A 19068-nucleotide genomic window follows, 5' to 3' on the forward strand; every position below is an offset into this window, starting at 1 on the left:
GCCGGGAGAGGCCTAGACGCCCGGCCACAGCGGCCGGTCGCCTTCGCGCTGGGCCTGCAAGGTGGCATAGCACGCGGCGCACAAGCGCTGGTCGCGCAACTGCGGTTTTTCCAGGTTGACCCACTTGGGCTGCGCCGGCAGCAAACCGCCACACAGGGTACGGTCGGCGTGCCCGCTTAATTCCAGCTGCCGGGCCACCAGGTGCACGCGCACTTCACGGCAGGCGAACAGGTCGAGCTGCTCGTCTGGTTCGATCAGTTGGTAAGCGTGTAAGGACCAAGCGGGGCGCGGCATTGAGGGCTCCTGGGGACGGCGCCACCTTAGCCGAAAGGTAGCGCCTGGAAAAGCCTTCCTATCAGGCCTTTTTTAAAACGTAGCAAGCGAAGGCCAGGCAAGGCAAAAACAGGTGAAAAAAACGGAGTTGGCTGTAGCCAATGAGTATTTTTGAATCTGTTTTTAACGCCGCATGGCCGAGCGCAGTAGTTTTAAAGTAAAGGTTTGACGGCTGGCCAAGCGTTATCCAAGAGCTTGCTTTGCGCCCCTGCAGCCGGATGAATCCCGTCCGCCTGCATCAACTCCGGCACTCCGCCTACGCCTTCGAGAAAGAACGGCACCAGCGGCACCTGCTTCTCGGCCGCAAGGTTGCTGAACGCGGCAGCAAAGGCCTTGTTGTAGCGCTCGCCATAGTTGGGCGGCAGGCGCATGCCGAGCAGCAGCACTTTCGCCCCAGCCTGTTGTGACTGTTCCACCATCGACGCAAGGTTTTGTTGCAATTGCGCGGGCGGCTGACCACGCAGGCCATCGTTGCCGCCCAACTCGATGATCACCAGCGCCGGCTTATGCTCTGCAAGCAGCGCCGGCAGGCGCGCGAGGCCCCCTGCACTGGTGTCGCCGCTGATGGACGCATTCACCACTTTCTGCGCAAAACCGCCCTCCTCCAGGCGCTTTTGCATCAGGTTGACCCAGCCCTGGCTGGTTTCCAGGCCCAAACCGGCGCTGATACTATCGCCGACGACCAGCACCGTGCTTGCCGCCGCCCCTTGTGCCCAAAGCATTACGACCAGGGCACTGGTTACCCACCATGTACGCATTGGAATCTCCATGACTGCGAGCATTCTTACTGCGCGGAACCTTAGCAAAGTGGTTCCCAGCGCGGAAGGCGATTTGACCATCCTCCACGACCTCTCCCTCGACCTCGCGCGCGGCGACAGCCTCGCCATCGTCGGCACCTCCGGTTCGGGGAAATCCACCTTACTTGGTTTACTCGCCGGGCTCGACCTGCCCAGTCAGGGCCAGATCACCCTCGCCGGCCACGCCCTCAACACCCTCGACGAAGACCAGCGCGCCCGCGTGCGGGCTGAGCATGTCGGCTTCGTGTTCCAGTCGTTCCAGCTGCTCGACAGCCTCAACGCCCTGGAAAACGTCATGCTGCCGCTTGAGCTCGAAGGCCATCGCGATGCCCGCGAACGGGCTCGCGCCCTGCTCGAACGGGTCGGTTTGGGCAAACGCCTGAGCCATACGCCGCGCCAACTCTCCGGCGGCGAACAGCAACGGGTGGCCATCGCCCGCGCCTTTGCCGCCGAGCCCGCGGTGCTGTTTGCCGACGAGCCCACCGGCAACCTCGACACCCACACCGGTGAGCACATCAGCGACCTGCTGTTCGAAATCAATCAGGAACGCGGCGCCACCCTGGTGCTGGTGACCCACGATGAACGCCTGGCACAACGCTGCCACCGCCGTATCCGCCTGGAAGCTGGGCATATCGTGCATACCGCGGAGGTCTGATGACTGGTCTGCCGTTCACCCGCCTGCTCACCCTGGCCGCCCGCCAACTGCGCCGCGATACGCGCGCCGGCGAGTTGCGCGTGCTGTTCTTCGCCCTGCTGATCGCCGTGGCCGCCAGCACCGCCATCGGTTTTTTCAGCGCCCGTCTGAACGCCGCCATGCTGCTGCGCGCCACCGAGTTCCTGGGTGCCGACATGCTGCTCAGCGGCAGCTCACCCGCCACCCCGGCGCAACTGCAGGCTGCTGAACAACAGCAATTGCAGCATGCGCAATTGGTGGAGTTCTCCAGCGTGATTGCCGGCGATGAAGGCATCCAGCTGGCCAGCGTCAAAGCCGTGAGCAGCAGTTACCCGCTGCGCGGCCAGCTGAAAAGCGCGCCGGCACCGTACGCCGAAGAAACCACTGGCGGCAGCCCGCCACCGGGTGAGGCCTGGGTCGAGGCACGGCTGCTGGTGGCGTTGAACGTCAAGGTCGGCGACAGCGTGGATGTCGGCGCCAAAACCCTGCGCCTGAGCCGTGTGCTCACTTACGAACCGGACCGCGCCGGCGACTTCTACAGCCTCACGCCACGCCTGCTGATGAACCTCGACGACCTGCCGGCCACTGGCGTGGTGCAGCCGGGCAGCCGGGTGCGCTATGCCGAACTGTGGACCGGCAGCGCGGAGAACCTCGAACGTTTCCGCCAGGTCCTCAAGCCAACCCTGGCGGCCAACCAGAAAATCGAAGGCGCGCGCGATGCCAACCGCCAGGTCGGCGGCGCCCTTGGCCGTGCCGAGCGCTACCTCAACCTGTCGAGCCTGGCTGCCGTGCTGCTCGCCGGGGTGGCCGTGGCGCTGTGCGCGGCGCGCTTTGCCGCCAAACGTTTTGATGCCAGCGCCTTGCTGCGCTGCCTGGGCCTATCGCGCCGCGAAGCCTTGACCGTGTTCACCCTGCAACTGGCCATGCTCGGCCTGCTCGCCAGCGGCCTCGGCGCTCTGCTCGGCTGGCTCGGCCAACTGGGGTTGTTTTACCTGCTCGGCGGCTTGCTCCCCGCCACTGTGCCGAGCGGCGGTGTGATGCCGGCCGTGGCCGGTATTGCCACCGGACTGGTCGCGCTGGCCGGTTTTGCCCTGCCGCCACTGGCGGCGCTGGGCCGGGTGCCGCCTTTGCGGGTGCTGCGCCGCGACCTGATGCCGGTGCCGCCGAGCTCCTGGCTGGTGTACGGCGCCGCCCTGCTGGCGCTGACCTTGATCATGTGGCGGCTGAGCCTCGACCTGCCGCTGACCCTGGCCCTGCTCGGCGGCGGCCTGGTCGCCGCGTTGCTGCTCGGTGGCGCGCTGGTGCTGGGCCTGCAAGGCCTGCGTCGGCTGCTGGCCGGCGCGCCACTGCCAATGCGTCTGGGCCTCGGCCAACTGTTGCGTCACCCACTGGCCGCCGCCGGGCAATCGCTGGCGTTCGGGCTGATCCTGCTGTCCATGGCCCTGATCGCCCTGCTGCGCGGCGAGCTGCTGGACAACTGGCAACAGCAACTGCCCAAAGACGCGCCCAACTACTTCGCCCTCAATGTGCTGCCGGCCGACAAAGACGCCTTTGCCGCGCACCTGGCCAAACTCTCGCCGCACCCCGCGCCGCTGTACCCGGTGGTGCCGGGGCGCCTGGTGGCGATCAATGACCAGCCAGTGAAGCAAGTGGTGAGCAAGGACTCCACCGGCGACCGCGCGATTCGCCGCGACCTCAGCCTGACCTGGGCCGCCGACCTGCCGGTGAGCAACAAGCTGGTGGCCGGCAACTGGTGGACGGCGGAGAAAAACGCCGAGCTGCCTGGCGTGTCGATCGAAAGCAAACTGGCGGAAAGCCTCAAGGTGAAACTCGGCGACAAACTGAAGTTCAGCGTTGGCGGCCTCGACCGTGAAGCCCTGGTCACCAGCCTGCGAGAGGTCGACTGGGACACCTTCCAGCCCAACTTCTACATGATCTTCGAGCCCGGCACCCTTCAGGATCTGCCGGTGACCTACCTGACCAGCTTCTACCTGCCGCCACAGCAAGAGAAACAGCTGGTGGAGCTGTCCCGCGCCTTCCCGGCGGTGACCTTGCTGCAGATCGAAGCAATCCTCGCGCAACTGCGCAGCATCCTCGCCCAGGTCACCCTGGCGGTGGAGTACGTGTTGCTGTTCGTCCTCGCGGCCGGCCTTACCGTGCTGTTCGCCGGCCTGCAGGCAACCCTCGACGAACGCATCCGCCAGGGCGCCCTGCTGCGTGCCCTGGGTGCCGAGCGCAAAGTGCTGCAACGGGCGCGGTTAGCCGAGTTTGGTGTGCTGGGCGCGGCCAGTGGTTTGCTCGCGGCGTTGGGCAGTGAGCTGGTGAGTTTTCTGCTCTACCGCTTTGCCTTCGACATGGTCTGGGCACCGCATTGGTGGTTGCTGGTGCTGCCATTGATTGGCGCGGCACTGGTTGGCTGTGCCGGCGTAATCGGCACCCGCCGGGCGTTGAATGCCAGCCCGCTGACAGTGCTGCGCGAAGGATGACTTAAAAATCAAAAGCTCGCGGCTAAAGCCCCTCCCACAGGGACCTGCGATTCCCGTGGGAGGGGCTTTAGCCGCGATAACTAGCAGCCGTAATGAAGCGAGTTTGTCCTACTCAGGCTTCACATACTCGATCACATTCACCCACCACCACTTCTCCCCTTCCGGGGTGACGACCATAAACTCGTCGCCCACTTCCTTTTTCAACAATGCCCGCGCCATCGGCGAGTCGATGGAGATGTAGTCGTTGCGGCCATGGATTTCGTCGTAGCCGACAATGCGAAAGCGCTTGCTCACGCCTTCGTCGTTTTCGATCTCGACCCACGCGCCGAAGTACACCCGGCCTTCCTGTTCCGGCGAATAGGCCACCACCCGCATATCCTCCAGGCGCTTGCGCAGGTAGCGCACACGGCGGTCGATTTCGCGCAGCAGTTTCTTGTTGTACTGGTAGTCGGCATTTTCGCTGCGATCCCCGAGCGAGGCGGCCCAGGTGACCTTCTGGGTGGTGTCCGGGCGTTTTACCCGCCACAGATAATCCAGCTCTTCTTTCAGCGCAGCATGGCCTTCGACGGTGATGATTTGCGTGCTCAAACTGTGGCTTCCCGTGGGGCAAAACGTGCCAGTGAAAACGCGCTGAGGTCCAGCTCGCTATGGCCGTCGACCACCTGCTGGGCCAGCGCTTCGCCAATCGCGGCGGAGTGTTTGAAGCCGTGGCCGGAACAGGCGCTGACTACGGTGATGGCGGGTCGTGTGGGGTGTTGATCGATGATGAAGTGGAAGTCCGGCGTCACCGTGTAGGTGCACACCGCAGTCTTCACCGCCTTGGGTTTTACCCCAGCAATCTTGCCAACCAACTGGCCGGCGAACATCTCAGCACACTCTTCTTCAGTCACCTGACGATTCAGCGCATCAGGCGCCGTGCTCAGGCCGTATTGCTCGGTGGCGATCTTCATCGAGTTCTCCCCCGGCAACGGCGGAAAGCCATAGCACAGGTCTTCGTCCGTCGGCCCATGGGCGAGGATAAAGGTCGGCGATGGCGAGGGGAAAATGCTCGGTTGCTCAAGCTCGAACCAATACAAGGTCTGCCGGCACACCCGCAGTAACTGGTCGAATGGCGCCCCCAGCAGCCCGGCATTCCACATGCCGGCGCAGACGATCACGCGCTTGGCATACACGGTCGGCCCATCGCTGACCACCCGCGTTTGCCCTTGGTCATCTTCCAGCGCGGTAACGGTTACCCCGGTCAGCAGCTGCGCGCCGTGCTGACGTGCGAGCTGCAATTGGGTGGCGATGCACTGCTCGGGGCGCACATAACCACCGCCTGGCTCGTAGTAGCCAGTGGCGCTATCGAGCACCGGAGCAAACTGCGGGAAGCGCGCACGAATGCCAGCGGCATCCAGCGCTTCATGGTCGATGCCGTAACGGCGCGCCTGTTCCAGGGTACGTTCGGTGAAGTCGGCGGTGCCGTGGTGCGAGGTGGCGGTTGCGCTGGAGGTCATCACCAACACGCCGCATTGCTCGAACAGCGGCACACCGGTTTCGCCTTCCAGCTCGCGCCAGATCTGCTGCGCGCGGCGAACCAGCGGTGCATAAGCATCGCCCTCACCCACCGCCTGGCGGGTGATGCGCGTGTCGCCGTGGCTGGAGCCCTGGTCATGGGGCGGCGAGAAACGGTCGATACCGACCACCTTCACTCCGCGCTTGGCCAGTTGATACAGCGTGGCCGCGCCCATGGCACCGAGGCCGACTACCGCCACGTCAACGTTCAAGGTCGACACCTAGTCCGGCACCCGCGGCAACGCACGTTTGTGCGCGGTTCTGGCGAAGGCTCGCTCGATGATGGCGACCGCCTCTGGCTTGCCTTCCTTGCCCAGCAGATAACCGTCGATGTCTTCGTAGGTACAGCCGTATGCGGCCTCGTCGTGCTTGCCGGGGGCCAGTTCTTCGAGGTCGGCGGTCGGCGCCTTGTACACCAGGTTGTGCGGCGCACCGAGGGCAGTGGCGAGCAGGCGCACCTGGCTTTTGCACAGGCCGCTCAGCGGCGCGAGGTCGCAGGCACCGTCACCGAACTTGGTGAAAAAGCCCATCAGCGCTTCCGCCGCGTGGTCGGTGCCGACCACCAGGCCATTGGTGAAGTTGGCGATCGCGTATTGCGCGACCATCCGCGTGCGCGCCTTGACGTTGCCTTTGGTGAAGTCGGTGAGCCCCGCCGAGGGCACCAGCCCGTCGAGGGCGACGTTGGCCATCAGGCCTTCCACCGCATCAGCGATGTTGACCACGGTGGCCTGGTCCGGCTTGATGAAGTCCAGCGACGCCTGGGCATCGGCCTCATCAGCCTGGGTTTTGTAGGGCAGGCGCACGGCGATGAATTCGGCCTGTTTGCCCTCGGCGCGCAGTTGCTCAACCGCCAATTGGCACAGCTTGCCTGCGGTCAGCGAGTCGACCCCGCCGCTGATGCCGAGCACCAGCGAGATACAACCGGAGTTGCTCAATACGCCTTTGATAAAGTCGATACGGCGGTTGATTTCAGCCTGCTCGCCGCCTTGCACCAGCTGCCGGTTGACCCCCAGTTCTTTGGCAATCGCGTCTTGCTTTGCGGTACCCATATCAAACCCCTCCTCGCTGATTAATGTCGCGCACGGCAAACACCTGAGCCGCGTATTGCAAAAATGAAGCGTCCTCGCAGACGTTCTTGATCGGGTCATCGGAGAACTTCACCACCGGCTCGCCGTGCACCCGCACCAGTTTCATGACGATGCTGAGCGGTTCCACGCCTTCGACATCGCAGGCCAGGCTGGTGCCCATGCCGAACCCGAACTTGGCCCGGCCGCGCACGTGGCGCAGGATCGGCAGGCATTTTTCAAAGTTCAGGCCGTCCGAGAACATCAGGTCCTTGGTCAGCGGGTCGATGCCCAGTTGCGCATAACGCGCCAGTACCTTGTCGGCCCAGACGATCGGATCACCGGAGTCCTGGCGCAGACCATCGTAGAGCTTGGCGAAGTACAGGTCGAAGTCCTTGAGGAAAAAGTCGGTGCTGATGCAGTCGGTCAGGGCGATGCCCAGGCGGCCACGGTATTCACGCACCCAGTTTTCCAGCGCCGCGTTCTGGCTTTCACGCAAGCGGCTGAGCTGCTGGTGCACCATCAACCATTGGTGCGCCATGGTGCCGATCAACGGCAGGTCGAACTGATAGGCCAGGTGCGCGTTGCTGGTGCCGACGAACACGCCTGGGAAGTCGCGGCGCATGATGTCCACTACTTCCTGCTGGGCCTTGAACGACAGGCGCCGGCGGGTGGAGAAGTCCGACACACGAAACTCCGCCAGTTCTTCCTCACTGGCGTTTTTGCGCAGCCAGTCGAACTTCTGGTACAGCCGGCGGGTGACGTCTTCGAGCTCGACCTCGGGGTATTTCTCGCGGTTGCGCAGCTCGCTGACCAGGGCCAGCACCGGTTGCTCGAACATGATGCAGTGCAGCATCGGCCCGCGTACGCGGATGTTCAGTTGGCCGTCCACTTCATTGACCAGGATGTAGCGCAGGTTGAAGCGGAACAAGCCGAGAAACTGCTCGTAGTCGGCGGTCAGGTATTCGCGGCGACGTCTGTCGAAGAGAAAACGCAGCTCGTCGTCGCGCATGCGCATGCCGGCAAGCTTCTCCAGCTCGTCACGAATCTCAGGGATCAGGTGGCCCAGGTTTTCCTTGGAGCGCACGATGAACTGGTACTCCACGTCGACGTTGGGGTGCTGGTGCAGCACCGCCTGCATCATCGTGAAGGTGTAGTAGTCGGTGTCCAGCAGGCTCTGAATCACGCCATTGCTGCGGTCGTAGGCACTTTCCATGATGTTGTCCTTAAACGCCTACCAATGAGGCTAATAACGCGCGGCTGGTGGAAATCACAATGCCGGCGCGCTGCATCTCGACAATTGCCTGAGCGGCGCCATCTTCGCTAATTGCGCGGCAGGCGGGAAGATGAATGATCACCGCAAAACCCGCGCCAGCCAGTTGCAAGGCGGTGGTTTTGACGCAGAAATCCAACGCCAGGCCACCAACAATCACCCGCTCTACGCCCTGGCTCTTTAGGTATTCGATGACCCCGGTGGAGAGTTTGTTGTGCAAGTCGTGGTAGCAGGCGCCGTAGGGGTGCAGGTCCGGCTCCACACCTTTCCACACGAAGTAGTCGTACTCGTAGGGCGTGGGCAACTCATCGAGCAAGGTGAAACCTTCAGTGCCCGGCACGCAGTGACTGACCCAGGTGAGGTCGGCGTGTTCGAGTTGAGTCGGTTGCAGCATGTCGGCGTGGGTTTTCACCACCCAGGGCGCCTGCGGGGTGTGCGCATCTTTGCTGCCGACCCGCACGCTGGCCAGACTGGCCATGACATTCAGCTCCGCGCCAATCAGGTCACCACCGGCCACCGGCAATTCATCCGGGCACAGCGGCGTGAAGCTTTTCTGGGCGTCGACATCGAAAGAAGCGGTTTTCATCGGCGAGCTGTTCATGGCGGTTTCTCCTGTGGACGAGCACAAAGTACACGTCGTGTACTTTTAAATCAACAGGAGAAGTTAAATAAGTCATTTGCAGGGATCGCGGCTGAAGCCGCTCCTACAGAATCTACGGTTCCGTAGGAGCGGCTTCAGCCACGATGCTCTTTATTGTTGAAAACAAAGTACACGACATATACCTTGTCAGCCGTTCCCCAGCAGATTCGATGCCTAGCCATGCCAAGATCCAGCGAAGAGAAAAGCGCCTACCTGCACACCGTCGACCTCTGCGTGCTGCGCTATTGCCGCGACGCCCACGAGTTGCAGATTCTGCTGATCCAACGCGACGCCGAGCCCTTTGCCGCCCATTGGGCGCTGCCGGGCATTGTGGTCAATGGCAGCACGGTGGACCTGACGCTGGACGATGCCGTCAGGCGCCTGCGAACCAGCAAGGTCGGCATGGACCTGGCCTATATCGAACAAGTGGGCACGGTGGGCGACGCCTTTCGTGACCCGCGCTGCTGGTCGTCGTCGACCTTCTACCTGGCGATTGTCAGCGACACGGCAACGCCCTCGGAGCACCAGCGTTTCTTCCCTCTGAGCGAGGTGGCCAGCGCGGCGGTCAAGCTGCCCTTCGACCACAACCAACTGGTCAGCGCCTGCCAGGAGCGCCTGCTGTCGAAATCCATGTACAGCAGTTTGCCGCTGATGTTCCTTGGCACTGAGTTCAGCGCCCCGGAAGCGGTGACGATTTTCTCGTTGGTGTTGGGCCGTCCGGTGCTGAAAACCAGCATGCGTCAGCGGCTGCTGAAGATGAGCGAAGCCGGTTACCTGGAGGAAACCGGGCGCAAGAAGCAGGGTGAAGGTGGCCGCCCGCAGGCCACTCTGGAGAATCTGCAGCCGGCAAGCCTGTATCTGTTTGATCGCAGCTTTCTGGACTAGCTTTTTTGCATCGGCGCCTACGCCACGCTCAGCTCGCGCAGGTACATCCAGGGATAAATCCCGCGTTCATGGCCATCGCTGAACACCAGTTGCACGCCATAGCCTTGTGTGTTGATCGCGGTGATCTGCACCTGCTCATCGACCACCGATATCTGCCCGCCCAGTCGCGCCGCGCGGCACTGTGAGCAGGGGCAAGCAGCGCGCAACCGGGCATGGCTGAGCTCGGCGCACTCCCCCGCAGTCCATTCGATCCACAACTGCCGCTCCTGCCGACGATTGCGCAGTGCCACCGGCGCGTCCATCAGCTGACTGCCTGCAATTGGGCGATGGCGATACGCACGGCCTTACGCACTTCCGGATCGCTGTCGTGTTCGGCCGCTTGTAATGCCGGCAGAGCCGCGCGGTCGGCCAACTCGCCAAGGGCCAGGGCGGCTTCCTTGCGCAGGTTGCTGATGGCGTGGCCCAGCACTTCGATCAGCGCCAGCGTGGCGCCGGCAAAACGCAACTTGCCGAGGGCACGGGCGGCGCGCAGACGCACCTGCCAGTAGTCGTCCTGCAACGCGGCGATCAGCATCGGCCCGGCGTCGCTGAGGCCGACCTTGCCCAAGGTGGTGGCCGCCTCTTCACGCACTTGCCAGGCGCTGTCGGCCAGCGCCGCCTGCAACGCCGGCAATACGCTGGCATCGCTGGCCAGGCCAAGGGCGCCCGTGGCGGCGCGGCGAACTTCAGCGTCGGCGTCGGCACTGGCCAGGCGCGCCAGCTCGGGCAAGGCGCTGTGCTGCTTCAGCCAACCGAGAATGCCCACCGCCTCGCGGCGCACAAAGGCGTCGCTGTCGCTCAAGGCCAAAACCGCAGCTGGCGCGCTTTCCGCCAAGCGCAGTTCACGCAGGGCACGCAAGGCACTGGCTCGTACAAAGGCGTCGGCATGGGCAACCCACGGCAAGACCACGCGGCCAGCCTCCAGGGTTTTCAATTCACTTAGGCTCTGTGCTGCGGCGCCGCGCACGGCTTCATCGGCGTCGGCCAATGCAGCGCACAGGGCGCTGACCACCTCGCCCTCCTCCCAGGCTTCGAGCAGGCGCGCGGCTTCGCTGCGCACCTCGGCGGCCGTGTCTTGGCTCAGGGCGCGGATCAGCCAGGGCAAGCCGTCCGGGTCTTCGAGGTCGGCCAGCTCGATCAGGGCAATGCGCCGCACGCCCGCATCGCTGCTATCCAGACGCGGTTGCAGGTCGAGAATGTCAGCGTTTTCTGTGGAGAGAGCAGTGGTCAATTCAGTCATAGGGCTATTCGCAATGGCGGGTGGTCGCTGGGCAAACCCAGCGGGGTCAGGCGTGGCAACTCGCGGCCTTCTTCGTGGCGCAGCAGTTCCAGGCAATGGCGTTTGAGGTGGGTGAAGGCCGGGCTGGTGAGCAATTCGGCGCGGCGCGGGCGGGGAAAATCCAGGTGCAGGTCTTCGATAAAACGCCCCGGGCGCGGGCTCATCACCAGAATCCGGTCGGCAAGAAACAGCGCCTCGTCGATGTCATGGGTGACGAACACCACGGTGGTGCGGATGCGCCCCCAGATCTCCAGCAGCAACTCCTGCATGCGCCCACGGGTTTGCGCGTCGAGGGCACCGAAGGGTTCGTCCATCAGCAACAGGCGCGGACGGTTGATCAGCACCCGGGCGATTTCCGCGCGCTGCTGCATGCCGCCGGAAAGCTGGTTGGGCCAGCGGGAGGCGAAGTCCTGTAGGCCGACCAGGCCGAGAAACTCACGCGCCTGCTGACGCCGGGCGAGCTTGTTGAGGCCCTGCATCTTCAGGCCGAAGGCGACGTTGTCGAGCACACTGCGCCACGGCAGCAAGGTGTGGTGTTGGAACACCATGCCGCGTGCCGGCGAAGGCCCGGCGACCACCTCGCCATCCACCCGCAGCACACCGGCACTGGGTTGCAGATGGCCGGCCAGGGCGCCAAGCAAGGTCGACTTGCCGCAGCCCGACGGGCCGAGAATGCACACGAATTCACCGGCGGCGATGCTGAAGTCCAGCGCCTGCACGGCTTCGAACGCTTGCGCGCCCTCGCCCAGGCGAATGGTCAGGCGCTCGACGTCAATGCGCCCGGCCGAAAGAAAATGTTCCTGGCTGGTCATCGGCTGGCTCCTCGGTACCAGGGCGTCAGCAGGCCGCCCAGGTGTTTGACCAGGGCGCTGCTGCCCATGCCCAGCACGCCGATCAGCAGCATGCCGACGATGATGTCCGGGTAGTTCTGAATGGTGTACGACTCCCAAGTGTAATAACCGATGCCGAACTGGCCGGAGATCATCTCGGCCGTCACCAGGCAGAACCACGAGGTGCCCATGCCGATGGCAAGGCCAGTGACGATGCTCGGCGCCGCGCCAGGCAATACCACTTCGCGCAGAATCGCCCAACGCCCGGCACCCAGGCTGCGCGCTGAAGCGATCAGCCGTGGGTCGACGCCTTCCACGCCGTGCACGGTGTTGAGCAACACCGGGAACAGCGCGCCGGTGAAGGTGATAAACACCATCGACAGTTCGGACGAGGGAAACATCAGAATCGCCAGGGGAATCCAGGCCACCGCCGGAATCGGCCGCAGCACTTCGAGTGGCGGCAACAGCGTGTCTTCAGCCCACTTCCAGCGGCCGATGGCGACGCCCAGCACGACACCGAACAGCGCCGCCGCGAGGTAACCGGCGAATATCCGCAGCAGGCTGCTGGACAGGTGCGCCCAGAGCTTGCTGCTTTCCACCAACGCGACTGCAGCCTGGGCTACCGCGCTTGGGGTAGGCACGTAGGTGAAGGTCAGCAGGCCGAAGTCCAGACGCTGGCTGGCGGCCACCTGCCAGAACAGCAGGCAGAGGGCCAGCGAGGTCAGGCGCAGGGGCCAGCGGAAGAAAGTGGAACGGGTCATCGCGTACTCCTGCATGACTCTGGCTCCCTGCCTGCGCAGGGATGACGGAGGTTTGGGGCAAGAACTCCGTCGCCCCAGCGCAGGCTGGGGCCCAGATTCGTTAAAGCCCTACAACTGCCTGCTGGTTAACGCTAACGAAATCCAGCGCTGTACCACCATGCTGCTGGGCGAACTGTTCAGCCTGGTCCTTGAGCAGGAACGCGCTGACCTCACCCTTGCCGTTACGCACAAACCACGCCTGGCTAGCCAGCAACTTGATCCCGCTGTCGGCCGCCTGGGCGTAGATGGCGCGAATGTCTTTGCCTTCTTTTTCCAGGTCCGCCAGGGCTTTCAACGCCTCTTCCGGCGAGCTGTAGTGGCGCACTTTGTCTTCGCCGCGAACCCAGATCTGCGCCAGGCGCTTGAAGTCGGTGATCGGCTTGCCGGTGATCGCGTCATTGGCCTTGAGCGGTGCCGGCGCGTAGTTGGCCAGGGCTTTGTCGTAGTCCAGACCGGACTGTTTGAAGGCGGCGCGGATGTACTGGTCGACAACAAACTGATCGACGTCCAGACCCTTGTCGGTTTTCTTCAGCAGCTTGAGGGTGTCGATGGCGGTGGCCACGGCCTTGCGGTACTCGGGTTTCCAGGTCAGGTCGCGGGTTTGCAGGCCCAGTGGGCCATGGAACAGGTAATTGACCTCGGCCTCGACGCCGGTGACCTTCTCGATCAGCTCGCTGTATTTTTCCGGCTCGGCGGCGATCAGTTGGTCCGCTTCCAGGCTGGCGCGCAGGTAGGCGGTGACGATTTCCGGGTACTTTTTCGCGTAGTCGCCAGCCACCAGCGCGCCGTGGAAGGTCGGTGCGTTGGCTTGCGAGCCGTCGTAAATCTTGCGGGCGAAACCGCGGTTGGGGAACAGCTCGGCAAACGGCACGAAGTCGGCGTGGGCTTCGATACGGTTGCTGCGCAGCGCCGAACCGGCGATCTCTGGCGCCTGGGCGATGATCTTGACGTCCTTCTCCGGGTCCCAGCCTTGCGCGGCGACAGCGCGCAGCAACATGCCGTGGGCGGTGGATGCAAACGGCACGGAAATGGTCTTGCCCTTCAGTTGCGCCAGCGACTGCACCGACGACGAAGCCGGCACCACGATGCCGTTGCCACTGCCGCTGGTGCTGCCGGACAACACGCTGATAAACAGGCTCTGCTTCCCGGCATCACGGAACGCCACGCCATTGAAGGAGCCCGGGAAGTCGGCCATGGCGCCAAAATCCAGCTTGCCGGCGACCATCTCATTGGTCAGCGGCGCGCCGCTGGTGAAGTTCTTCCATTCAACTTCGTATTTGGCGTCTTTGTACTTGCCGTCGTGGGGCAAGTACTTGTCCAGCAGGCCCAGTTCGCGAATCAACAGGCCACCGGTGGCGCAGTTGATGGTGGTGTCCTGGGTGCCGATGGCGATACGGATGGTGTCGGCGGATGCCTGGGTGGAAGCCAGGCCGACGGCCAGCGCGAGGCCGGCGAGTTTGCTACGCAAGTGCATGGGTGTTTCCCCTCGAATCATGGTTTTTTAATCGTCTCCGCCGCCTTTTGGCTGGTGGGAAACGAGGGGTGGTGCAGGCAAGGCGTCCGGTGTTGGCGGATGGCGGTTATTTTTGGGCTGTGCGATCAACGCAACAAATACGGAATCTCGACCTTCACCGCCCCGGTCGGGCAGTCCTTTTCACAGGGCATGCAGTACCAGCATTCGTCGAAGGCCATGTACGCCTTCTGGGTGGCCGGGTTGATGGCCAGCAGGTCCATGGGGCAGACCTCGACGCAGACGGTGCAGCCTTTTTCGGCGATGCATTTGTCTTCGTCGATGGTCACCGGCGCATTGCTGCGAAAGAAGATTTCCTGGGGCTGATAGGCCATGACACGGTGTCCTCGGAGCCTCTGGCTCTCTCGTTTTCTGTTCTGAAAATCAGGCGGCCGCTTCGGCCTTTACCCGCAGGCGGTTGTAGGCCTGCTGTTCTTCGTCATCGAGGGCGATCAGGTACGGCTCGACCGGCTTCTTGAAGCTGGTCATGCGCCCGTCTGCGCCTTTGTGCAGGTGGCAGTGGACGAACCACTCGGCGTCGTTGCGCATGGGGTGGTCGACACGGTGGTGGTACAGGCCCCAGCGGCTTTCGGCGCGGAACAGTGAGGCGCGTGCGGCCATCTCGGCGCAATCGCGGATCACGCTGACTTCCAGGGCGCGCATCAGCTCATGGGGGTTGTTGGCTTTGAGCTGGTCGAGGTCGTGCTCGATGGCGGCAAAACGGTCCAAGCCCAGCTGCATTTTTTTCGTCACTTTCGGTGGCTGCAGGTAGTCATTCACGAAGCGCCGCAGCTTGTATTCCACCTGGGCGGGCGGCAGGCCGTGCTCGCGCAGCAATGGCGCATACACCCGGGCGCGCTCGCGTTCGATCTGCTCGGCATCCAGCGCCGTGAAGTCACGCTCGGCCACGTAGTCGGCGGAGTTGGTGCCGGCAAACCAACCGTAAGTGAAGGCGCCGAGCATGTAGTTGTGCGGCACGGCAGCCATGTCGCCGGCCGAGTACAGGCCCTTCACCGAGGTCTCGGCTTTTTCGTTGACCCACACCCCCGAGGCGCTGTGCCCGGAGCAGAAGCCGATTTCGGAGATATGCATCTCCACCATGCTCTGGCGGTAGTCGGTGCCCCGGTTGGCGTGGAACTGGCCACGGCTGGGACGCTCGTTGCTGTGCAGGATTTCTTCGATGTTCTGGATGGTTTCCTCGGCCAGGTGGTCGAGCTTGAGGAACACCGGGCCGTTGCCGCTTTCGAGTTCCTGGTGGAACTCCCACATCATCTGCCCGCTCCAGTAGTCGCATTCGATAAAACGCTCGCCCTTGTTGTTGGCGGTGTAGCCACCGAGCGGGCCGGTGACATAGGCGCAGGCCGGGCCGTTGTAGTCCTTGATCAAAGGGTTGATCTGGAAGCACTCGAGGTTCGCAAGTTCGGCACCCGCATGGTAGGCCATGGCATAGCCATCGCCCGCATTGGTCGGGTTCTCGTAGGTACCCATCAGGTAACCGGAGGCCGGCAAACCCAGACGTCCCGCTGCGCCGCAGCAGAGGATCACGGCCTTGGCCTTGATCACATGGAAGTCGGCGGTGCGGCTGTCAAAGCCCATCACCCCATTCACCGTACCCTCGGCGTCGGTGAGCAAACGGGTGGCGATCACCCGGTTGGTGATTTCCACCCGCGCACGTTTCAGTTGGCGGTACAGCACCTTCTTGATGTCGTGGCCCTCGGGCATCGGCAGCACATAGGCGCCCATGTGATGAACCTTCTTCACCGCGTAGTCGCCGGTTTCATCCTTCTCGAACTTCACCCCCCAGCGGTCCAGCTGTTCGATGGTTTCGAAGCTGTGGGTGGCATAGGCGTACACCGCGGCCTGGTTGACGATGCCGTCGTTGGCGACAGTGATTTCCTTGGTGTACTGCTCGGGCGTGGCGTGGCCGGGAATGATCGCGTTGTTGAGGCCGTCCATGCCCATGCTGATGGCGCCGCTGCGTTTGACGTTGGCTTTGTCCAGCAGCAGCACGCGCAGGTTCTTGTTGCGCTCTTTGGCCTTGATCGCCGCCATGGGGCCGGCGGTGCCGCCGCCGATGATGACGATGTCGTACTCGCGCTCGATGGTGGGGTACTGGCTCATACGTGGCGGCCCTTGTGACGGTCACTGCGCAGGCGGTACTGGAAGGCATCGCCGCGGTAGTAGAGGTATTCGAAATCCAGCGGAATGCCGGCATCGTCGTGGGTCAGGCGCTCGATACGCATGATCGGCGCGCCCTCTTCCACTTGCAGCGCGCGAGTGAGATCGGCGTCGGCGAGAATCGCGTCGATGGCCAGGTCGGCATGGCCCAAGGCGATGCCGCAGTCGTTTTCCAGAATCAGGAAGATGTCGCGGGTGACCAGGTCGGCCTTTTCCAGGCGCAGGCCGAGGTGCTCGGGCACGTAGGTGACTTCCAGGGAAATCGGCTCGCGGTTGACCAGACGCACCCGCTTGATTTCAGTGACCGGCGCGCCCTCCTCCAACTGCAAACGCTCTGCAACCCGCGCGGAAGCCGGCACGTGCTTGACGCTGGTCAGGCGGTTAACCACCTCGTACCCCATCTGCGTCATCGACTCGGCCAGGCCCTGCAAAGTGCTGACGTTCTGGAACGCTTTGGGCTTGGAGACAAAAGTGCCCTTGCCGTGAATCTTGAAAATCAGCCCTTCCTTCTGCAGATCACCCAGCGCCTGGCGCACGGTGATGCGGCTGACAGCGAACGTGGTGCCCAGCTCGCTTTCGGATGGCATGCGGTTCAGCGCTGGATAGGTGCCATCGAGGATGCGTGCGCGCAGCACGTCCTTGAGTTGGGTGTAGAGCGGAACGGGGGACAGCGGGATCAATTCGGCCATGACAGCTCTCGTCAATTTCTACTTGTCATAACAAGTTGTGACGAGAAGATACGAGCATAAGCGCAAAGCGCCAAGAACTTTTATTGCATAAGCATATGAACGAGTTTGCAGGCCCAAAAAGCATCGAGGCTTCAGCCTCGACTCCTGAAAACGCGAATAGTGGCGCGAGGTTCGTGGGCTAAGGCCAGGCAAGGCGGGCTCGCTCGGAAAAGCGCAGCGTACATTGAGTACGTGAGCATTTTCAGAGTGAGCCCAACGCCGCCTGGCCGACGACCACGAAGCGAGCAAGCAAAAAAAAGCCCATCAATTGATGGGCTGTGAAGAGCCGCCCCTCTCGTGAAGGGGCAGTAAAGCGGTATCAGATATTAGCCGTGGGCGGGTTTGCTCTCGCCTTCTACGACTACATCTGCAGTTGCCCCTTGGTCCAGCTCGCGCTGCAAGGTGGCGGTGTCCAGCTGGCCACACCATTTGCCGACCACGATGGTGGCGACGCCGTTACCGACCAGGTTGGTCAGTGCACGGGCTTCGGACATGAAGCGATCGATACCCAGAATCAGCGCCAGGCCGGCAACTGGCAGGTGGCCAACGGCGGACAAGGTGGCTGCCAGCACGATAAAGCCGCTACCGGTCACGCCCGCTGCGCCTTTGGAGGCGATCAGCAGCACCAGAATCAGCGCGACCTGGTGGGAGATGTCCATTGGCGTGTCGGTTGCCTGGGCAATGAACACGGCAGCCATGGTCAGGTAGATGGAGGTACCGTCGAGGTTGAACGAGTAGCCAGTGGGGATTACCAGACCCACCACCGATTTGTTCACACCGAGTTTCTGCATCTTGTCGATCATGCGCGGCAGCGCGGTTTCGGAGGACGAAGTACCCAGCACGATCAGCAGCTCTTCACGGATGTAGCGCACAAACTTGAGGATGCTGAAACCGTGGAAGCGGGCGATACCACCGAGCACCACCAGCACGAACAACAGGCAGGTGACATAGAAGCACGCCATCAGGTAGCCCAGTTGCACCAGCGAGCCGACACCGTACTTACCGATGGTGAAGGCCATGGCGCCCAGGGCACCCAGCGGAGCGACTTTCATGATCACGCCGATGATGCCGAAGAACACCTGGGAGATGCGCTCGATGAACTCGAACACCGGACGACCGTAGTCGCCAGCGCGGTGCAGGGCGTAGCCGAACAGTACCGAGAAGAACAGCACCTGGAGAATGTCACCGCCGGCGAAGGCACCGACCACGGTGGCCGGGATGACGTTCATGATGAACTCGATGGTGCTTTGTTTTTCACCGGCCGCAGCGTAAGCGGCGATACCCGAGGTATCCAGGGACGCCGGGTCGATGTGCATGCCAACGCCTGGCTGCACGATGTTGACCACGAACAGGCCGATCAGCAGGGCGATGGTGGAGACGATTTCGAAGTAGAGCAGCGCGTAACCGCCGGTCTTGCCGACGGCCTTCATGCTCTGCATACCGGCAATACCAGTGACCACGGTGCAGAAGATGATGGGGGCGATGATCATTTTGATCAGTTTGACGAACCCGTCGCCGAGCGGCTTGAGGGCAACAGCAGTGTCTGGGTAGAAATGCCCAAGCAATACACCGATAGCGATGGCTACCAGCACTTGAACATAGAGAACCTTATAGAACGGTTTGCGGGTCATGGCATGTTCCTCAACGACCGCACGGCATCATTCCGGATGCGCGCGCTGCCTGTGCGCTAACCCTCCTGATCCGGAGGGATTTGTTGTTGGCCAGCCTGCATATGCTGCAAGCCTGCCTCGCCTATTGCAGAGGTCATGCCATCCCTTGAATTTCTATTTAATTCCTTTTAATTCAGTAACTTAAAAACAAAACCCGAGCAAAGCAGCGGCATTATTGGCGGGTTTCCGCCAAGCACTGGCGGATATCCCGCAGGCTCACGTTGGTTTGCAGTAGGAATCCGCCTAGAAAAAGCATAGCCCGCACTCTCCAAGCTTGTTACCACCTGGCACCCTGCTTACCATCGACCAGCCTTTTTTTGCCGAGCCCA

The 19068-nt window shown here is 62.7% G+C and carries 19 protein-coding genes; 3 read left to right on the forward strand and 16 right to left on the reverse strand.

The features are described 5' to 3' along the window. Positions 1-12: 12 nt before the first annotated feature. Together C8K61_RS13245 and C8K61_RS13250 are read right to left on the reverse strand one after the other, a co-directional pair. Positions 13-294: a hypothetical protein gene (locus C8K61_RS13245; RefSeq protein ID WP_108096722.1), complete on the reverse strand. Its 282-nt coding sequence runs from the start codon at positions 292-294 to the stop codon at positions 13-15. Between the two features lie 191 nt (positions 295-485). After that, positions 486-1091 (reverse strand): arylesterase, encoded by a 606-nt coding sequence (locus C8K61_RS13250; protein ID WP_108096723.1) that lies wholly within the window; start codon positions 1089-1091, stop codon positions 486-488. A 10-nt stretch (positions 1092-1101) separates the two neighbouring features. On the opposite strand from C8K61_RS13250, the gene C8K61_RS13255 reads away from it, so the two are divergent. Both C8K61_RS13255 and C8K61_RS13260 read left to right on the forward strand, forming a co-directional pair. Beyond that, the gene (locus C8K61_RS13255) at positions 1102-1785 is read left to right on the forward strand and encodes an ABC transporter ATP-binding protein (RefSeq protein WP_108096724.1); all 684 of its coding nucleotides are present in this window, start codon (positions 1102-1104) and stop codon (positions 1783-1785) included. Further along, positions 1785-4289 (forward strand): ABC transporter permease, encoded by a 2505-nt coding sequence (locus C8K61_RS13260; protein WP_108096725.1) that lies wholly within the window; start codon positions 1785-1787, stop codon positions 4287-4289. Before C8K61_RS13255 ends, C8K61_RS13260 begins: the two co-directional genes overlap by 1 nt. A gap of 108 nt (positions 4290-4397) precedes the next feature. Here C8K61_RS13260 and greB read toward each other — a convergent pair whose 3' ends face one another. The 5 genes from greB to C8K61_RS13285 are packed head-to-tail and all read right to left on the reverse strand — an operon-like array spanning position 4398 to position 8781. Beyond that, on the reverse strand, positions 4398-4877 hold the full coding sequence (greB, locus tag C8K61_RS13265; RefSeq protein ID WP_108096726.1) for a transcription elongation factor GreB: 480 nt from the start codon (positions 4875-4877) through the stop codon (positions 4398-4400). Continuing rightward, positions 4874-6019, reverse strand: coding sequence for an N-methyl-L-tryptophan oxidase (solA, locus tag C8K61_RS13270; protein WP_371919992.1), 1146 nt, complete (start codon positions 6017-6019; stop codon positions 4874-4876). Before solA ends, greB begins: the two co-directional genes overlap by 4 nt. A 45-nt stretch (positions 6020-6064) precedes the next feature. Further along, complete coding sequence (nadE, locus tag C8K61_RS13275; protein WP_108096728.1) at positions 6065-6892, reverse strand: ammonia-dependent NAD(+) synthetase; 828 nt, start codon at positions 6890-6892, stop codon at positions 6065-6067. A 1-nt stretch (position 6893) separates the two neighbouring features. Next, entirely contained in the window at positions 6894-8123 is a 1230-nt protein-coding gene (gene pncB, locus C8K61_RS13280) for a nicotinate phosphoribosyltransferase (protein WP_108096729.1), read from the reverse strand. A 10-nt stretch (positions 8124-8133) separates the two neighbouring features. Continuing rightward, the gene (locus C8K61_RS13285) at positions 8134-8781 is read right to left on the reverse strand and encodes a nicotinamidase (RefSeq protein WP_108096730.1); all 648 of its coding nucleotides are present in this window, start codon (positions 8779-8781) and stop codon (positions 8134-8136) included. Between the two features lie 219 nt (positions 8782-9000). On the opposite strand from C8K61_RS13285, the gene C8K61_RS13290 reads away from it, so the two are divergent. Then, complete coding sequence (locus C8K61_RS13290; RefSeq protein ID WP_108096731.1) at positions 9001-9705, forward strand: NUDIX hydrolase; 705 nt, start codon at positions 9001-9003, stop codon at positions 9703-9705. 17 nt (positions 9706-9722) lie between these two features. Here the strand turns inward: C8K61_RS13290 and C8K61_RS13295 are convergent, their stop codons facing one another. From C8K61_RS13295 to C8K61_RS13335, 9 genes are all read right to left on the reverse strand, one after another. Beyond that, positions 9723-10007 (reverse strand): gamma-butyrobetaine hydroxylase-like domain-containing protein, encoded by a 285-nt coding sequence (locus C8K61_RS13295; protein WP_108096732.1) that lies wholly within the window; start codon positions 10005-10007, stop codon positions 9723-9725. Continuing rightward, entirely contained in the window at positions 10007-10984 is a 978-nt protein-coding gene (locus C8K61_RS13300) for a HEAT repeat domain-containing protein (RefSeq protein ID WP_108096733.1), read from the reverse strand. Before C8K61_RS13300 ends, C8K61_RS13295 begins: the two co-directional genes overlap by 1 nt. Then, positions 10981-11835 carry an ABC transporter ATP-binding protein gene (locus C8K61_RS13305; RefSeq protein WP_108096734.1) on the reverse strand — a complete coding sequence of 285 codons (855 nt, stop codon included), beginning with the start codon at positions 11833-11835 and terminating at the stop codon, positions 10981-10983. The genes C8K61_RS13300 and C8K61_RS13305 overlap by 4 nt, the downstream gene beginning before the upstream one ends. Further along, positions 11832-12614: an ABC transporter permease gene (locus C8K61_RS13310; protein WP_108096735.1), complete on the reverse strand. Its 783-nt coding sequence runs from the start codon at positions 12612-12614 to the stop codon at positions 11832-11834. The genes C8K61_RS13305 and C8K61_RS13310 overlap by 4 nt, the downstream gene beginning before the upstream one ends. A 100-nt stretch (positions 12615-12714) precedes the next feature. Then, a complete protein-coding gene (locus C8K61_RS13315) occupies positions 12715-14127 on the reverse strand; it encodes an ABC transporter substrate-binding protein (protein ID WP_108096736.1) in 1413 nt (470 codons plus the stop codon). A gap of 125 nt (positions 14128-14252) precedes the next feature. Next, on the reverse strand, positions 14253-14498 hold the full coding sequence (locus C8K61_RS13320) for a ferredoxin family protein (RefSeq protein WP_108096737.1): 246 nt from the start codon (positions 14496-14498) through the stop codon (positions 14253-14255). A 49-nt stretch (positions 14499-14547) separates the two neighbouring features. Next, complete coding sequence (locus C8K61_RS13325) at positions 14548-16284, reverse strand: fumarate reductase/succinate dehydrogenase flavoprotein subunit (RefSeq protein WP_108096738.1); 1737 nt, start codon at positions 16282-16284, stop codon at positions 14548-14550. Then, positions 16281-17030: a GntR family transcriptional regulator gene (locus tag C8K61_RS13330; RefSeq protein ID WP_108096739.1), complete on the reverse strand. Its 750-nt coding sequence runs from the start codon at positions 17028-17030 to the stop codon at positions 16281-16283. Before C8K61_RS13330 ends, C8K61_RS13325 begins: the two co-directional genes overlap by 4 nt. Positions 17031-17395: 365 nt before the next feature. Then, positions 17396-18700, reverse strand: coding sequence for a dicarboxylate/amino acid:cation symporter (locus C8K61_RS13335; protein WP_108096740.1), 1305 nt, complete (start codon positions 18698-18700; stop codon positions 17396-17398). Between the last annotated feature and the right edge of the window lie 368 nt (positions 18701-19068).

The sequence above is a fragment of the Pseudomonas sp. GV071 genome (assembly GCF_003050835.1).
In the GTDB taxonomy this organism is placed as follows: domain Bacteria; phylum Pseudomonadota; class Gammaproteobacteria; order Pseudomonadales; family Pseudomonadaceae; genus Aquipseudomonas.

Excerpts from the sequence above, each read along its gene's own strand:
- C8K61_RS13305 (WP_108096734.1), bottom strand. The coding sequence starts at position 11,835 with ATGACCAGCCAGGAACATTTTCTTTCGGCCGGGCGCATTGACGTCGAG.
- C8K61_RS13325 (WP_108096738.1), bottom strand. The coding sequence starts at position 16,284 with ATGAGCCAGTACCCCACCATCGAGCGCGAGTACGACATCGTCATCATC.
- C8K61_RS13250 (WP_108096723.1), bottom strand. The coding sequence starts at position 1,091 with ATGCGTACATGGTGGGTAACCAGTGCCCTGGTCGTAATGCTTTGGGCA.
- C8K61_RS13255 (WP_108096724.1), top strand. The coding sequence starts at position 1,102 with ATGACTGCGAGCATTCTTACTGCGCGGAACCTTAGCAAAGTGGTTCCC.
- C8K61_RS13300 (WP_108096733.1), bottom strand. The coding sequence starts at position 10,984 with ATGACTGAATTGACCACTGCTCTCTCCACAGAAAACGCTGACATTCTC.
- C8K61_RS13320 (WP_108096737.1), bottom strand. The coding sequence starts at position 14,498 with ATGGCCTATCAGCCCCAGGAAATCTTCTTTCGCAGCAATGCGCCGGTG.
- nadE (WP_108096728.1), bottom strand. The coding sequence starts at position 6,892 with ATGGGTACCGCAAAGCAAGACGCGATTGCCAAAGAACTGGGGGTCAAC.
- pncB (WP_108096729.1), bottom strand. The coding sequence starts at position 8,123 with ATGGAAAGTGCCTACGACCGCAGCAATGGCGTGATTCAGAGCCTGCTG.
- C8K61_RS13285 (WP_108096730.1), bottom strand. The coding sequence starts at position 8,781 with ATGAACAGCTCGCCGATGAAAACCGCTTCTTTCGATGTCGACGCCCAG.
- C8K61_RS13335 (WP_108096740.1), bottom strand. The coding sequence starts at position 18,700 with ATGACCCGCAAACCGTTCTATAAGGTTCTCTATGTTCAAGTGCTGGTA.
- solA (WP_371919992.1), bottom strand. The coding sequence starts at position 6,019 with ATGGGCGCGGCCACGCTGTATCAACTGGCCAAGCGCGGAGTGAAGGTG.
- C8K61_RS13290 (WP_108096731.1), top strand. The coding sequence starts at position 9,001 with ATGCCAAGATCCAGCGAAGAGAAAAGCGCCTACCTGCACACCGTCGAC.
- C8K61_RS13260 (WP_108096725.1), top strand. The coding sequence starts at position 1,785 with ATGACTGGTCTGCCGTTCACCCGCCTGCTCACCCTGGCCGCCCGCCAA.
- C8K61_RS13310 (WP_108096735.1), bottom strand. The coding sequence starts at position 12,614 with ATGACCCGTTCCACTTTCTTCCGCTGGCCCCTGCGCCTGACCTCGCTG.
- C8K61_RS13295 (WP_108096732.1), bottom strand. The coding sequence starts at position 10,007 with ATGGACGCGCCGGTGGCACTGCGCAATCGTCGGCAGGAGCGGCAGTTG.
- C8K61_RS13315 (WP_108096736.1), bottom strand. The coding sequence starts at position 14,127 with ATGCACTTGCGTAGCAAACTCGCCGGCCTCGCGCTGGCCGTCGGCCTG.
- C8K61_RS13330 (WP_108096739.1), bottom strand. The coding sequence starts at position 17,030 with ATGGCCGAATTGATCCCGCTGTCCCCCGTTCCGCTCTACACCCAACTC.
- C8K61_RS13245 (WP_108096722.1), bottom strand. The coding sequence starts at position 294 with ATGCCGCGCCCCGCTTGGTCCTTACACGCTTACCAACTGATCGAACCA.